12 protein-coding genes and 1 pseudogene are annotated in these 15,611 nt (G+C 69.1%); 7 read left to right on the top strand and 6 right to left on the bottom strand.

Annotated features, from left to right (window positions below):
* Positions 1–22 precede the first annotated feature (22 nt).
* Positions 23–829, top strand: a complete 807-nt coding sequence (locus tag OHS82_RS12110; protein WP_328433858.1) for a strictosidine synthase — start codon at positions 23–25, stop codon at positions 827–829.
* 122 nt (positions 830–951) lie between these two features.
* On the top strand, positions 952–1,785 hold the full coding sequence (locus OHS82_RS12115; protein WP_328433859.1) for an enoyl-CoA hydratase/isomerase family protein: 834 nt from the start codon (positions 952–954) through the stop codon (positions 1,783–1,785).
* Positions 1,786–2,035: 250 nt separating this feature from the next.
* On the opposite strand, the gene OHS82_RS12120 is transcribed toward OHS82_RS12115, so the two are convergent.
* Positions 2,036–2,749 (bottom strand): SDR family oxidoreductase, encoded by a 714-nt coding sequence (locus OHS82_RS12120; protein WP_057575530.1) that lies wholly within the window; start codon positions 2,747–2,749, stop codon positions 2,036–2,038.
* Between the two features lie 166 nt (positions 2,750–2,915).
* On the opposite strand from OHS82_RS12120, the gene OHS82_RS12125 reads away from it, so the two are divergent.
* Positions 2,916–3,518: a TetR/AcrR family transcriptional regulator gene (locus tag OHS82_RS12125; RefSeq protein ID WP_057575528.1), complete on the top strand. Its 603-nt coding sequence runs from the start codon at positions 2,916–2,918 to the stop codon at positions 3,516–3,518.
* A gap of 677 nt (positions 3,519–4,195) precedes the next feature.
* On the opposite strand, the gene OHS82_RS12130 is transcribed toward OHS82_RS12125, so the two are convergent.
* Complete coding sequence (locus OHS82_RS12130) at positions 4,196–4,801, bottom strand: helix-turn-helix transcriptional regulator (RefSeq protein WP_057575527.1); 606 nt, start codon at positions 4,799–4,801, stop codon at positions 4,196–4,198.
* Between the two features lie 96 nt (positions 4,802–4,897).
* Here OHS82_RS12130 and OHS82_RS12135 point away from each other — a divergent pair, with 96 nt between their 5' ends.
* On the top strand, positions 4,898–5,602 hold the full coding sequence (locus OHS82_RS12135; protein WP_057575525.1) for an ABC transporter ATP-binding protein: 705 nt from the start codon (positions 4,898–4,900) through the stop codon (positions 5,600–5,602).
* Positions 5,603–5,607: 5 nt separating this feature from the next.
* Positions 5,608–8,433 (top strand): FtsX-like permease family protein, encoded by a 2,826-nt coding sequence (locus OHS82_RS12140; protein ID WP_057576204.1) that lies wholly within the window; start codon positions 5,608–5,610, stop codon positions 8,431–8,433.
* A gap of 817 nt (positions 8,434–9,250) precedes the next feature.
* Here the strand turns inward: OHS82_RS12140 and OHS82_RS12145 are convergent.
* Both OHS82_RS12145 and OHS82_RS12150 read right to left on the bottom strand, forming a co-directional pair.
* Positions 9,251–9,643, bottom strand: a complete 393-nt coding sequence (locus OHS82_RS12145) for a type II toxin-antitoxin system death-on-curing family toxin (RefSeq protein WP_057575523.1) — start codon at positions 9,641–9,643, stop codon at positions 9,251–9,253.
* The gene (locus OHS82_RS12150) at positions 9,640–9,834 is read right to left on the bottom strand and encodes a ribbon-helix-helix protein, CopG family (RefSeq protein WP_037672007.1); all 195 of its coding nucleotides are present in this window, start codon (positions 9,832–9,834) and stop codon (positions 9,640–9,642) included. Before OHS82_RS12150 ends, OHS82_RS12145 begins: the two co-directional genes overlap by 4 nt.
* Before the next feature lie 607 nt (positions 9,835–10,441).
* On the opposite strand from OHS82_RS12150, the pseudogene OHS82_RS12155 reads away from it, so the two are divergent.
* Positions 10,442–10,660: pseudogene (locus OHS82_RS12155) on the top strand (cytochrome P450); the annotation flags it as partial.
* A gap of 179 nt (positions 10,661–10,839) precedes the next feature.
* Here OHS82_RS12155 and OHS82_RS12160 read toward each other — a convergent pair.
* A complete protein-coding gene (locus OHS82_RS12160) occupies positions 10,840–11,046 on the bottom strand; it encodes a hypothetical protein (RefSeq protein WP_328436184.1) in 207 nt (68 codons plus the stop codon).
* A 440-nt stretch (positions 11,047–11,486) separates the two neighbouring features.
* Between OHS82_RS12160 and OHS82_RS12165 the strand changes: the two genes are divergently transcribed.
* Entirely contained in the window at positions 11,487–15,065 is a 3,579-nt protein-coding gene (locus OHS82_RS12165) for a HEAT repeat domain-containing protein (protein WP_328433860.1), read from the top strand.
* A 72-nt stretch (positions 15,066–15,137) separates the two neighbouring features.
* On the opposite strand, the gene OHS82_RS12170 is transcribed toward OHS82_RS12165, so the two are convergent.
* Positions 15,138–15,395, bottom strand: coding sequence for a SpoIIE family protein phosphatase (locus OHS82_RS12170; protein WP_443061776.1), 258 nt, complete (start codon positions 15,393–15,395; stop codon positions 15,138–15,140).
* Between the last annotated feature and the right edge of the window lie 216 nt (positions 15,396–15,611).

The following is a 15,611-nucleotide window of genomic DNA, read 5'->3' on the forward strand; positions in this document are numbered from 1 at the left end:
CCAGGAAGAGAAGGGCAACATCATGAGCACGTCACCGGTCGCCGCGCCCCTGGCAGTGAAGAAGCCTCTCACCTCCTCGATCCTGCTGTGGGTGCGCACCGACCAGCCCCGCCAGACCGGCATGGACCACTGGAAGGGCCCGCACTCAGGGATCATCTCCGCCACCCCGGGCCTGGAGGAGTACCGGCAGATCCACCTCGCCGAGCACAACACGGGCCTGTGGCCGGCCACCGACGGAGTCCAGACCGCGATCCCCGCCGACCGGAAAATCGACGGCGTCGCGGAAGTCACCTTCCAATCCGCGCTCGCACCCCTGAAAGGGCGCAAGCAGACGAAGCTGGCCTACGCCGACGAGATCAACGTGTTCCGCCGCACCCTGCTCTACGCCGGCCCGCCGAACTCATCCCGCTGGTACGACGTCGCAGGCCCCGGACAGGCAGTCGGCGCCCGCGCGCTGATCTACCTCCGCCGCAGAGACGGGGTCGGCGCCGGCGCCTTCCGGAAGTTCGTCAACGAGCAGCTCGCCCCCGCGCTCGCCGGCACCGGAGTGCTGACGGAACTGCGCACGCAGACGTTCCTGCCCTGGACGAAGAAGCTCTGGGACACCCCGGACGTCGCCCACGACAACCCCCACGACCAGCACTTCCACGCCTCGGTCAGCCTCGGGTTCACCGACACCGCGGCACGGGACGCCTTCTTCGCCGGCAACGCGATCGAGGACCTGTCCGACCGGCTGGCACCGCAGGTCTCCGCGATCCACGCCTACGACGTCACCGCCGCCCTCACCTACGTCAAGAACGGCGAGATCCTCCCGCGCTACGAGGAGTGAGCGGCGCGCAGAGGGGGAGCGGGACCGCCGGATCTGCTCGGCGAATCCATCCGCCCCGGCTTCCTGGCCCTCCTCGCGCCCCCGTCGCCGTCTGATAATCCCTCACGCGTCTGGAGCCAGCCATGAGCGAGCAGCAGAGCACCATCCAATACGAGCGCACCTCACCGCAGATCGCGAAGATCACCTTCGCCAACCCGCCCGTCAACCTCATCGTCGGCGAGACCGTCCTGCGCCTCATCGAGATCGTCACCGAACTGGCGACGGACCCGGACATCCAGGTCGTGCTGTTCGACAGCGCCACCCCCGACTTCTTCTACAACCACTTCGACCTGGCCGCCGCCGCCGACTTCCCCGCCTCCGAAGATCCGGACGCGGTGCCGGCATGGACGAATCTGGTCCTGGAACTCTCCAGAGCGCCGTACATCACGATCGCGGCCATCCGTGGACGCACCCGCGGCGGCGGGAACGAGCTCGCCCTCGCCCTCGATCTGCGCTACGCCAGTCGCGAGAGAGCGCTCTTCGGGCAGCCCGAGGTCGGCAGCGGACTGCTGCCCGGCGGTGGCGGCAGCGAACGCCTGCCCCGGGCCATCGGACGCGACCGCGCCCTGGAAGCCATCCTCACCAGCGACGACTACGACGCCGACACCGCCGAGCGTTGGGGCTGGGTCACCCGCGCCCTCCCCGACAGCGAACTCGACGCCTTCGTCGCCACCGTGGCCGCCCGGCTCGCCTCCTTCGACCGCACCTCACTCGCCTCGGCCAAAGCCCAGATCAACCGGGCGACCCTGCCCCCGGACGCGGACCTGGTCGCCGCGTACGGCGAGTTCGCCCACTCCCTCACCCTCCCCGGGTTCCTCACCCGCGCCGCCGGCACGCAGGCTGTCGTCGAACAGGCCGGCCTCGACTTCGAGTACCGGCTCGGGCACTACATCGGCATCGCCAACCAGCAACGCTGACACCCATCGGAAAGCGAGCACGGACGCAGCCGATGCCGCGTCCGTCCTCTGTTGTCGCGGGGCCCACCTGATTTCCGACGTCTTCGGCATCGTGGTCGGATCGGGCTGCTGCGGATCGACCGCCGATGTCATCCACGGCCCGACGGCCGCGACGGTGCACCCCTTCTCGACAGCGGCCGGCCAACTGTTCGAACGCCATGGATCACGGGGTCCCGACGCGAAGAGATCACGTCGGGACCGAAGAACAAGCTCAGGCGTCCGTGCTGTGCAGGTCCGGGTAAAGCGCCTCGACCGGGCCGCTCAGAGCCGCCTTGACCCCCTTGGTCAAATCGTCGGCCAGAACCTCGTATTCTCCGGCTTCGACGGCGTCGTAGACCGTCGTCACCAGCTGCGTCGGCAGCATCTTGGGGCCGTCGGCGTGCGCGGCCATATCGGTGTCGACGTAGCCCATGTGCACACCTGTCACGTGGACGCCCATGGGTGCGAACTCGATGCGCAGCGAGTTGGTGGCCGACCACAGTGCTGCCTTGGACGCGCTGTAGGCGCCGCCGAAGGCGTACCAGCTGGCAACGGAGTGCACGTCGATGAGGACTGCCCCCTTCTTGGCGGCTAGGACCGGTGCGAAGGCGCGGGCGAGGAAGACCGGTCCGAAGAAGTTCGTCTCCATGTTCGCCCGGATGTCCGCCTCGGTGACGTCCAGCAGGCTCGCGCTCGGCGGGATGGCGCCCGCGTTGTTGACGAGCACGGTGACGTCCGCCGCGGCGGCGACGGCCGCGTCGATCGACGCGGGGTCGGTGACGTCGAGGGTCAGGGGGACGATGCGTTCATCGTCCCAGGCGCGGGGTGAACGGGCGGTCGCGTAGACCTTGGCGGCACCGCGAGCCAGGGCGTCGTGGACGAAGTGCGTGCCGATACCGCCGTTGGCGCCGGTGACGAGGACGACTGCTCCATCAAAAGAGGGCATTGGTTCCTTCTCTCCAAGGGGGTGTGGAGTGCGTGGCTGTACACGGACGGACCAATGACTCCTCTCCCTGTCGTGGGAGAATGAGCGGAGCCACATTCGAGCCCACGCAGTAATGACTGCAATCATAACTGATTACAGTCAGAATCTACTTCTGGAGGACACCGCCATGCCTGTCGCCCCCCGGTCGGTCGGACGGCGCGAGCGGAACAAGCAGGAAAAACTCGACCGCATCGTCGCTGCCGCCACTGAGCTGTTCGCCGAACACGGCGTCGATGACGTCACGACCCAGCAGATCGCCGACAAGGCCGACATCGGCACCGGGACCCTGTTCCTCTACGCCAAGACCAAGGGCGAACTCCTCCTCCTTGTCCAGAACGCCAAGTACGTCGAAGCACTTGAGCAGGGCCGGGCGGACGCCGAGACCGTCCCCGGCGTGCTGGACGCGGTGCTGGCGATCGTCCGGCCGATCGTCGAGTGCAACCGCATCCAGATCGACAACGGACGCACCTACCTGCGAGAGATGGTCTTCGGCGACCCCGAGGAGCCCCGGCACGGCGCGGCACTGGCCATCGTCGCGCAGACCGAGGAGGCCGTCGCCGCCGTGCTGCGCCGAGACGAGCGGGTCGCAGAGGGCGACGCCGCGACGCTGGCACACATCGTGTCCGCCGTGATGTTCCTCAGCATGGCGGCGAGCGTGAACATCGCCTTGAGCATCGAGGAGATCGTGCAGGACATCCGCAGGCAGGTCGACGTCCTGCTGCCTCGCTGAAGCGCGGCCAGCCTCAGGCCCAGGCGACCATCCGGGTGGTCCTCGGCTGCGTCATGGCCCTGATCCTGACTGCGGCGAGTCACGTCACCGGCGCACCAGGAGCAGTTGGACACGAGGGTCGAGACTGCGGCGGACGGTTCGCAGACCCTGGGGCTCACCCCCTGGACAAGGACTCCCTGGCGACCGCGACTTGCCCGGTGACGGCCGACCCGACCTCGACGCTCGCGGCGACCACGGACACTTGGGTGCAGAACCCGGCCTACCCCGACTCGCAGGTTCCGCGCAGGAGTTGAAGTCGAGCACCTATGGCGGCGGCACGGACACGGCCGCACCGGCGAGCCGACGAGCCGACGAGCCGAGTCGCGAGCAGGTCGGGCTCCCTCGTCGAATCGGAACCCGTGATCGGCATGCTCTTGAGCGTCTTGTCGGAGGCGAGGTAGTCATGGAACCGCACATAATGCGCATGCACAAAACCGCAGTTCAGGAGCCCTTCGTGACCGGTTCAAGGATCGCGACGCACTCCACGTGGTGCGTCATGGGAAAGATATGGGCTTGAGCGGGTCTCGGAAAAGGCCAGATCAGAGGCCATTTATCGACTCGCTGTCCCGCCTGCGGGAGACCAGAGCGCCAAACGAGCGTCACGGTCGACAATCCATCCCCGCGCGTACGGCCCCCTCTCATCCCGCCCTGCCCCTCGGAGCCTCGTCGGCGTCGCCCCGTACCCGTGAGGTTGAGCGCTCCGGCGCCTGAGCGCTCTGTGCCGTGGCGAGCGGGCCCAGATGCTGTGCGGCGCTGTCCAGCAGTCCGAGGTCGGCCTTGGTGTGCGCGATGGCGGCGTCGATCAGGACGGCGACCAGCGGCTCGTCGGCGTGGGCGCGGCGCTGCTGCGTCAGGCCCGCGAGCTCCGACAGGTACGTCTGCCGCTGCGCCTCGATCAGTGTGGCCAGGGCCTGCGGGCCCAGCGCGACAGCGCCGAGGAGTTTCAGGAACAGCTCGTCGCGAAAGCCGCCGACGCGCACCCAGGCGGTGGTCGCCCACGAGCGCAGCTCGGCATCGCCCGCTTCGGTGAGCGTGTAGAGGTTCTTGTCGGGCCGGTCGGTCTGCGTGACCTGCGAGCGCGAGACATAGCCGTCACGGACCAGCCGTTCGAGGATCTGGTAGAGGTGACCGATGTTCAGGCCACCCCACTGCGGGCCGACGGCCTCCTCGAACCGGGCCTTGAGTTCGTATCCGTGATTCGGTCGCCGGGTCAGCAGCGCGAGCACGGCGTGGTGGAGCGGCATACACGTCCCTTCTACATTGTGACAACATACCCCTGAATTGTCGCAATGCAGGGGCGGCGATGTGCGTGCGCGATGTACGAGGGCGAGGCTGCATCAATGGCTGTGAGCGTGACGTTGCGCGGGGTGAGTCGCCGGTATCCCGGGCTGACCGCTCTGGACGAGATCGATCTGGAGGTCGCAGCCGGCGAGGTGGTGATGCTGACCGGGCCGTCCGGCGCTGGCAAATCCACCGTCCTGCATGTGACGGGCGGCATGGACCAGCCCGACGAGGGGCACATCGAGATCGACGGCACACAACTGATACCCCGGGATCTGGACCGTCACCGGCGGCGTGTCGGCTTCGTCTTCCAGCGCTTCCACCTGCTGCCCGCGCTGACCGCGCTGGACAACGTGCTCGCCCCCGTCCTGCCGCGCAGGGTGGACTTCGACCGGCGTGCGCGCGGCATGGAGCTGCTCGAAGCTGTCGGACTGGAGCAGCGGGCCGACGCCCTGCCCTCGCAGTTGTCGGGCGGCCAGCAGCAACGCGTCGCCGTCGCACGGGCGTTGGTCAACCGGCCGGGACTGTTACTGGCCGACGAGCCCACGGGCAACCTGGACAGCGTCATCGGGCGGGAGATCATCGACCTGCTGATGTCGCTGCGCGAGCGCTACGGGATGACGATGCTGATCGCCACGCACGACGCGGAGGTCGCCGCGGGCGGTGACCGGGTGGTGCGGCTGCAGGACGGCAGGATCACCTCGGACCAGCGGATCACCCCGTCCGGCGACGTGTTGCACCGGCTGGGGGGCCTGCGGCCGTGATGGCGATGATTCTCGATCAGCTACGGCGGCGACGCGGGCGCGCGCTGGCCCTGGCTGCCGGGATCCTGGTGGCGGCGACCAGTTTCACCCTGCTGACCGCGACGGTGAGCACGAGCCAGGCGACCACCGTGGGCACGGTACGGAAGAACGCACGCTCCGCGTACGACGTCCTGGTACGCCCGCCCGACTCGCAGACGGACGTGGAGCGGCGCAGCGGTCTGGTCACGCCGAACTTCCTGTCCGGCACGTTCGGCGGCATCACCGTCGACCAGTACCGGCGCATCCGCGGCATGGCCGGGGTCGACGTGGCCGCGCCGGTCGCCAACATCGGCTACCTCATGGTGGCGAGCACCGTCACGGTGGACGTGTCCCGCTTCCTGGACGGCAAGGCGTCCCGGCAGATCCTGCGCATCCGACCTACCCTCACCTCCGGACTGGGCAACTACCGCACCTCGGACGAGTACGTCTACCTCACCCGCTCCCCCCTGACGTCGGCATCGGAGTCGGACGGCCTCTTCGAGTCCGACACCCTGGAAACAGGTGCGGCCGACAAGAGCACCCAGCGGTACCGGATCAAGGGGAAGTACGACGTCTGCTTCTACTTCAACCGGGACAAGACCGAGCAGACCGAGTTCAACCTGGAACTGCCCTTGAAGCCGAACATCATCGCCGAGGACCTCAGGGACAGGTCGCCGTTCGACCCCGACCTGAGTTCGCGGATGAACTGCCAGTCCAGCCAGGACAAGGCCACCATCGACGTTCCGGTCAGTTACCCCGTGCTGCTGTCCGCCATCGACCCGGTGGCCGAGGACCGGCTGGTGGGCCTGGGCGACACCATCGTCTCAGGCCGGATGCTCACCGAGCAGGACAAGCCGTGGAGGGTGTCGGGCGCCAAGAGCGTCCACGGACAGCACGACCGCTACATACCGGCGCTGCTCAGCGACAACCCGCTGACCACCGGCACGCTCGACGCCACCGTCGAGCGGCTCGACGTCGGCGACCCGGCCGAGCTGCCCTCGAAACTGGGCAACCCGACAGCCAACAGCTTCGTCCGAAACCTGCACGGCACGACGGTGGGCAGAACCCGGGTCGACCTGAGCAAGGGCTACCGGAAGGCACTGACCGAGGACTCGTTCGACACCGGCAGCTACTGGACGGTCGGCCCGGTCGCCTACCACCGGACCTCCGACGGCGACCTCGCCGCGCAGCCGCATCCGCCGCAGAAGCCCAGCCTGTGGATCACCAACACGAACCAGCAGCCGTTCCCAGGCGTCCCCGAAGAGAACCACCGGGGCACCCAGTACCGGAAGGTGACCAGTCACGCCTCCACGAACTGCATCGGGCTGGGAACCTGCGACGGCGTGGACTCCGGACGCCTGCCCAATCCCTTCGTCCACCTGGTCGGCCGATACGACACCGGCAGACTGCCCGGCTTCTCACCCCTGTCCGACGCCCCGTTGGAGACCTACCAGACGCCACAGGTCACCGGTGCGGACAGCGCGACCCGAGCGAGGCTCAACGGCAAGCCGCTGCAGCCCGACCGCAACCTGGGCGGCTACGTCAGCCCGCCGCCCACCATGCTGACGACGATGGACTCCATCACCGCGCTCACCAAGAGCCGTCGGGTCCCGAGCCTCCAGGACAAGGCGCCAGTCAGCGCGATCAGGGTCCGGGTGGCCGGAGTGACCGGCGTCGACACCGCCTCCCGGGCGCGGGTGAACGCCGTGGCCGGGGCGATCCGGGCCGCCTACCCCCGGCTCCAGGTCGACGTCACCGTCGGCAGCTCGCCCGCACCGCAGACGGTGGCACTGAGCGCCTCGGCGCAGGTGACGGAGCGTTGGGTCGCCAAGGGCGTGGCACTGCGCATTCTCCGGGCGGTGGACACCAAGAGCGCGGTGCTCTTCGTGCTGGTCCTCGTCGTGTGCGCGCTCTTCCTCGGCCAGGCGGCGCTGGCCTCGGTGCGCTCGCGTCGCATCGAGATCGGCACGCTGCGCTGCCTCGGCTGGAGCAGTGGCGAAGTGCTCCGCCTGGTCCTCGCCGAACTGGCGCTGATCGGCCTCGCCGCCGGAGCCGTGGGCACGGTGCTCGCGTACGTGCTGGGCCGGGTGCTGGGCCAGCCCGAAGCCGGCGCCAAGTCACTCCTCGTGCTCCCGGTGGCGCTCCTCTTGGCCACGGCGGCGGGCCTGATCCCCGCCTTGCTCGCCACCCGGCTGGGACCGATGGAAGCCGTCCGCCCCCCGGTGACGGCGGTCCGCCGCGCGCACCCGGTGCGTTCGGTGGCCGGACTGGCCATGCTCAACCTGCTGCGGGTGCGGGGCCGCACGCTGCTGGGTGCGGCAGGCCTGGCGCTGGGAGTGGCCGCCTTCACTGTGCTGCTCGCCCTGACGCTGGCCTTCCGGGGCGAGGTGGCCGGGTCGCTGCTCGGCAGTGCAGTGGTGGCGCAGGCGCGCGAGGCCGACTACCTCAGCGTCGCCCTCTCCCTGCTGCTGGGCGCCGCCGGCGCCATCGACGTCCTGGTCATCTCGCAGCGCGAACGCGCCGCCGATCTCGCGGTGCTGCAGGCGACCGGCTGGACCAACCGCGAGCTGGCGAAGCTGACCCTCTACGAGGGAATCGGACTGGCTCTGCTGGGCGGCCTGTCCGGTGCGGCGGCCGGTCTGGCCGGGGTGCTGACCCTCGGCCGGGGCGTGCTGCACGGTCACCTGTTCCCGGTCGCCGGCGCCGCACTGCTGGCCACGCTCGCGGCGACCGCCCTGGTGGTGGCGGCTCTGACGGTGCCGATCCGGCGGCTGTCCCGGATCGCCCCCGCCCACATGCTCGCCGCCGACTGAGCCGAGCCGCCGCCACCGCCGGCGGCTTCGCACAGCGGAAGACCGCGGTCGTGTTCACGGGCCGGGGTCTTCCGCTGTCGTCCCGGCCGTCCTGGCAACGGGACACGGGCGGTCCACGACCCGGCGGCGGACTCGGTAGGCGGTGGCCGTGACTGAGCGCATCGGTGAATCCGTTGCCGAGGGGGCGGCCGGCCATGCAGCCGCTTGAACTCACTCGGCCGTTCGAGATCCACGCCGACGCTTACCGAGGGAGGGGAAAGTACCGGTTCAGAGGGCGTTCATCGCTCCTTCGAGTCGGCTGTCGGATCCTGGAGCGTCGAACGAGCGTCATGACTCCCAAGCCGACAGAGCTGCTCGCCAATGGCTCGGTCCTCTACCACGCGTACAGGTGGCATTGCAGGGCCAATTGGTCTCGTCACAAGGAGAAATGCAAGACGGCGGGACCCAACCAGGCCGTGTTCGGGGGCCATGGTGTGAGCTCTGGTCGAAGGCCATCGTCGTGCCGCCGCGCGCTTTCGTCGAGAGGCCCTCGCATGGCACGTTTCGCGCGAACCACGGTTCCGAGACGACGAACGCAGCACCAAGCGCCCCTCGAACTGTCAGAAGAAGCGGCTGTACTCGACGACGAACACTCCGCTTACGTCTTCATGCCGCTCGCCCCTCGGGTCGTCGAGGGGCGGCTGAAGGACCTGCGCCGACCCGACGTCGAGCGCTGGCTGCCCCCGCACGCCAGATCCCAAGAGAACGGGATCAGTCTGCCGACGGAATGGATGGAGCCCAGATCACCCTTTCGTCCCCCACCGCACGACGTCGAACGTCAGGAGATGGGGAACCAGGTCGAGAGGCGCTTGGCGATGGCCGGTACCTCCATGTTGTCCTGCGCGACTTCCTCCACGAACGGGCCGGCAACGGAGACGGCCGGCGGGGCGGTACTGGCGCTGACGCCGTTGAACCGCAGGAAGACACGCATGGCGAGCCAGGCGGTGCGCATGTTGCCGTCGATCAGCGCGTGATTGCGGGCAACGGAGTGCAGCAGTGCCGCCGCCTTCTCGTGCAGCGTGGGATACAACTCGGCTCCGAACACGTTCGTCCGGGGTCGCTCGATCGCCGACACCAGAAGTCCCATGTCACGCACGCTGTGCTCGGTACCGTTGACCGTGCGAGCGATGGCCAGGATCTCGTCGATCTGGATGTAGCGAACGTCCGTCACTTCAGGTAGTCCAGGATCTCCGCGTCGCTGTCCATGAGTTCGGCCAGGACGTCGTCGACCTTCAGCTCGGCCCGATTCTGGGCGTCACGGATGGCCTCAATGGCAAGTTCCTGCTTGCTGCGACCCTCCCGACGAGCCCGCTCGGTGAGCTTCGCGTCCAGGTCGTCGGGGAGTCGAAGTGTCATCGCCATACAGAGATGATACCAGGCTGGTATCAAGCGGCGCGGTCGGGCCGCGTCCTCGGCTCCGCGGAGCGTGGGACCAGGCGGCCGTGCGCATCGCTACCGCGGAGGTCCAGTAGAGACTTCCCATTCGAGCGTCATCCGAGCGTCAAGAATCTCCGCAAGAGCCACTTGAAGGCGTCGCCGTTGCAAGCGCCTCGCTCAGGAATTTACAGGGCAGAGAGCTCTCAAAGATCGATCCGTCGGCTCGAACCGCTGCACGGTGGGAAACAGGTCGAGCAAACCACCAGAGCAACAAAACCGCAGTCAGACTCCCTTTGCGACAGGCTCCAGGATCGCCACGCACTCCACGTGGTGCGTCATCGGAAAGATGTCGGCCTGATTAAGTCACGGAAATTGCCAGGTCAGAGTATCTTTCTGGGCTCGGCGCGCAGCGTGAGTGCGCTCAGAGCGTCAAACGAGCGTCACGGTCGACGGTCCGTCCCGCCCACTCGGGCCAGACCGAGTTGGCACGACCAGTTGCCCCAGCAGGCTCCGTCCTCACCCCAGAGGCAATCTGGCTCATCATGACCCGCGCCACTACTCCGGCCTCACCGAGCACGCCGTGGAAGAGCTCATGCGGTACCAGCCCATCATCCACGCGGGTCCCACCCGGGCCGCCCTGGAGGACGTCGAGCTGGCCGGAGAGGTGATCAGGGCCGGTGAGGCGGTGATGGGATCCCTGGTCGCCGCCAACCGCGACGCCCACCGCTTCCCCGACCCGGACACCCTCGACATCGCCAACCCGGCCGCGCGCGGGCAGTTGGGCTTCGGCTTCGGCATCCACCAGTGCACGGGCCAGCTGCTCGCGCGCCTGGAGATGCAGATCGCCCTCAAGGAAGTGTTCCGGCGCTTCCCCGGCCTCCGGCTCGCGCGGCCGGCGCGGGACATCGAGATGCGCGACACCATGTCCATTACGGCGTCCACCGCCTGCCGCTCTTCCTGGGCGACGAGCAGGGGTGAACCGCCGCTGCCTCAACGGGCGGCGACGGTGACGACGAGGCCGATGATCAGCAGCGTGAGATTCAGGGCCTTGATGAATGCGTCACCGGCCCGGGAAAAGGCCGAGGCGGGACTCGCTCCTCCTATGCGGGCCGCCAAGCCGACGACGGCCGCGAACAGGGCGGATGCCAGAAGGGCGAGGCAGATTCCGAAAAGCAGGGTGATCATCGCGGTGCTCATGGAAGACTCCTTTTCCTCGATCGGAAGTACTCGCAGTCGGTCTCGCCTGAGTTCAGCAGCAACAAGGCCGCCCCGCTGGCGACCGCTCACCTCGACCCGTGCAAAGGCACAGGTCAGATCGGATTCTGCGAGTTGTCCGGCCCGGACGGGACCGGACCGGACCGGACGGCAGGACGCGCCGGAGGGGAAGTCTCATGGCAGGCGGAAATGTCCCAAGCGCGGCACGGCTGGCGTTCATCAAGCGGCTTCGGGATTTGCATGAAGCCGCCGGAGGCCCCGACCTGACCGCGGTGGCGAAAGCCGCCGGACGCGCCGACCTGACAGCGAGGGCACAAAGGTCGGGGGGCACCGACAGCGAGAAGACTTTGAGCAGGCAAGTTATCAGCGATTGGATGAGAGCCAGCGGCCACCACCCGGGGAGTTGGGACACATTCAGTCCCGTGCTGAAAAACTTGATCAAGCGGGCGAGCGACGCTGAGGGATTTGGGCCGGAGAACGCGACGCTGGGCGATGAGGATCAGTGGAGACGCTGGTACAAGGCCGCCGTTTCCGCACGCCGCACCCGCTCCGCCCCGGCCGGCTTCGACGCCGCGTGCAAGACGTACATCGCCCAACTGCGGCGACGGCACGCACAGCTCGCCGTAGTCGCCTCCCCGCATTCGCCGGTCCGCCCCGACCTGCTCCGGTTGACGGACGTGTTCGTCGCCCCGGCCGTTCGTCCGGAGACGCCGGCGCAGGGTGGGGGGCTGGGCGCACCGCCGGCCCGCCGCGCCGACGCATCGGCCTCCGACCGTTGGCCGCTGGACGACGGCCGGACCCGCCCCGCCTTCCAGGTACTGGCCCAAGAAGACGCGCGCCGGATCGTGCTGCTCGGCGACCCGGGCCACGGCAAGTCGACACTGGCTCGCTACCTCGCACTGACGCTCGCGGACGCGATGGACAAAGACCACGAGTTGGACGCGGATCTCGCGCCGCTCACGGGGGCGTTACCGCTCCTGGTGGAGCTCGGCGCGTACGCCGACCCGCAGTGGCGCACCGGCACACTCCTCGACCTCGTCGACCGCCTCCACCACACCCAAGGGCCTGGCCTGCCGAAAAACGTGCTCGACGCGTACCTGCGTACCGGTGGCCGCGCAGTACTGATCTTCGACGGGCTAGACGAGGTCTTCGACCCACGGCTGCGCGAGGAGGTCACCGGCGAGATCGCGGGGCTCGCGGAACGCTACCCGAACGCCCGCCTCGTGGTGACATCCCGGATCGTCGACTACCAGCACGCCGTACTCGAACGCGAGGGCTTCCGCATCCACGTACTGCGGGACTTCGACCGGGCGCGGATCGACGCGTTCGTGACCCGCTGGTACCGCTTGGCCTTCCCCGAACAGCCCGCCGAGGCGGCCCGCCTGCGGGAGCGGCTGCTGGCCGCCATCGACGACACACCGGCAGCGGCTGAGCTCGCGGGCAACCCGCTGATGCTCACCATGCTGGCCCTTCGCGGTGAACACCGGGACCTGCCGAGGGACCGGCGCGCGGTGCTCGAACAGACCGTAAGCGCGTTCATCGCCCAGTGGGACCCGGGCCGGTTCGCGCGCGACAAGCGGGTGGCCGAGGACGCGGGGCGCCTGCGCGCCGGCGAGCGGATGGAGCTGCTGCGCCGCGTGGCCCATCGGATGCAGACCGGGGCGGGCGGGACAGCCGGAAACCTCCTGACGGACGCGGAGCTGACCGCGGAACTCGACGGTTACCTGCGCGACAAGCTCCCACCCGATCGCTGTCCGGCGCTCACCCGCGCGATGCTGGAGGAGTTCCGCGTACGCAACGGGATCCTCAGTCACTTCGGCGGCGCGATGTACGGATTCCTCCATCGCGCGCTGCTGGAATACCTCGACGCGGCGGATCTCCACCACCGGCTCACCGTCGAGCGCAGCCTGACCGAGGACGCACTCGTTCACCAGGAGTACGGCGAGCACTGGAACGACCCCTCCCGGCACGAATCCCTCGTCCTCACCGCAGGCATGGTCGAACCTCGGGTCGCCGGACGAATCGTCGACCACCTCCTGGCGGCCGATCCGCTGTGGTTCGTCCGCCTGTCCGGGGCGTCCTCGCCCGAGATCCCCCACCACATCGTGCTCGCCGCCCGCTGCCTCGGTGAGGTCCGCGACCCCGGCGCACTGCCCGCCCAGTGCTCCGCCGTCGTGAGCGCGGTGATCGCGCTGATCGAGCACGTGGTCGCGGAGCGGGAACGCCCCGGTTCGCCGGTCATGCGCGCAGTGGAGGAGACCCTGCCGCCTGTGCTCGCCCGGCTCGGCATACGCTGTCCCGCCGTCCACCGGCTCTATTGCGACTGGTACCTGGCGCGCGGTCAGTTCCTCAGTGTCATGAGGGAGGGGGAGAACTTCGCCTGGTTCGAGGCACCACCGGCCGCACAGGTCGGCGCCGCGCTGCTGGGCGACCACCCCGAGTTCTACGAAGACCTCTACAGCCAGGCGGCCTTCGGCCCCGCACTGGCCACCAGAGTCGAGGCCCTCCGTGCGCTCATCCAGGAACGGCCCGAGGACCCGCGACTGGCTCGGCTGCTCTGCGAAATCGCCGAAGCGGATCCCGATGGAGAGACGAGGCAGCATTCGGTCCGGTTGTTCGCCCTGGCCCGTCGCACGGCCCCGTCCGCCGCACACTTGCTGCGAGGCTGGCTCAACGACGACGACACCTACCTGCGCCGTGGCGCCTTGGGTGCACTCGTCAGCGGCTGGCGCGACGAACCCGAGACGTACGCCGCGATATGCCGGTACGCCGCCGACGACCCAGATTCCAAAGTCCGCCTCACCGCAGTGCGGTGTCTCGCTTCCGGCTGGCCGGGCGACCCCGACGCCGGGGCCGTCGTCCGCGAACGGGCCGCCCGCGACCGGGACCCGGACCTGCGGGCTGACCTGTTTCCCGTCCTGGTCCAGGGCTGGCCCGACGACCCGCGGACCGCGGAGCTGCTGGAGGACGTCGCCGCCAGTCCGGCCAACGAGAGGTGGCTGCGCGAGACCGCCAAGCGGACGCTCGACTGGATGCTGGCCGGACCCGTCCACCCTGACGCTGCCCTCGCGACCTCTCCCGCACCCCCGGAGGATCCGCGCATCACCACGCTCGGGCCACTCGTCGTGGAGCGTCGCGCCGACGCGCGGACTCCTCCGCTGCTGCGCGAGCGTGCCGAAGCGCACCCGGACGCGGACGTCCGCGTGGCCGCCGTACGGGTTCTGGCCACGGGATGGCGCGATGATCCGCGTACGCTGCCGTGGCTGTGCGGGCTCGCCGCCTCACAGGCGAGCGAGTCGGTGCGGCAGGCCGCGCTGTGGGCCCTGGGCTCTCTGTGGCCGGGGGACCCCGAGGCCGGAGCGGTGCTGCGCCGAATCGCCGACGGCCAGGGTGAGTCGAGGACGCGCGAAATGGCTGTTCTTGCCCTTACCTCCGGATGGCGCGACGACCCGGACATCCGGCTGCTGCTCCGCAGACTCGCGGTCGGCCCGGACGCCACCTACGTACGAGCGACGGCAATACGGATGCTGGGCGCGAGCCTTCGCGACGACCCCGCGACCGAGGAAGTGCTTCGTGAGCGGGCCGAGAAGGACCCCGATTCCTACGTCCGTACGACCGCCGTCCGGGCCCTCGTCCTTGGCTTCCGCACCTCGCGGACCCGCGATCTGCTGCGTCGGCTCGCCGTCGACGACCCCGACGATTTCCTGCGCGCTACAGTGATCCACCTCCTGGCCGCGGGCTGGCGCGAGGAGCGGGCGACCGGCGAGCTGCTTCAGCGCATCGTCACCGACGGCACCGGGGCGACGAGCCGGCGCGCGGCGGTCGAGGCGCTGGCCGGCGGCTGGCGCCACGACCCCGTTACCGAGGCGCTGCTTCGGGAACGGGCCGCCGACGACTCCGACTGGGCACTGCGACAGGCGGCCGTGCAGGCGCTCGCCGACCGGTGGCCCCACGACCCGGAGATGCGGGCCCTGGCCGAACGCCTCGCCGACGACATGTGACGGCCCGTCCGGACCGTGACAGGTCTACGGGCGACCGTCACGGCCGCTGCTCCTCAAAAACCTCGATGTCGATCAGGCAGGTGTCGTCGTCGGTGTCGGACTCAGCAACTGGTTGAGGGACTCGTGCATCGCGGTGTCCCGCCGCTCGACGAGGCCGTCGGTGTACATGAGCAGGGTGTCCCCCGGCTGCAGTTGCACCTCGTCCTCCTCGTAGACGACCTCCGGCAGGGCCCCCAGCAGCAGACCGCCCGTGAGCGGCAGGGCACTGACCTGGTCCGCGCGGACCAGGACCGGAGGCAGGTGTCGTCGGGGAGCGGCACGGCGCGCCATGCCCGTGCCGGATCCCGCCGGAACTGCCACAGGGCAGCGGCCGTCCACAGGTCGCCCACCAGTTCATTCAGTGCGCGGTTCCACGGGGTGTCGTCGAGCGCCTGACGGCTGGCGATCGGATCGAACTGAGCGCTGATAACGCGCTGCTCGACGGGTTAAGCCCGACAAGTCGATTGACCCGCGCTATCTGATCCAGGACAACCACCTCACGCTCCG

The organism is Streptomyces sp. NBC_00425 (assembly GCF_036030735.1).
Lineage (GTDB): Bacteria > Actinomycetota > Actinomycetes > Streptomycetales > Streptomycetaceae > Streptomyces.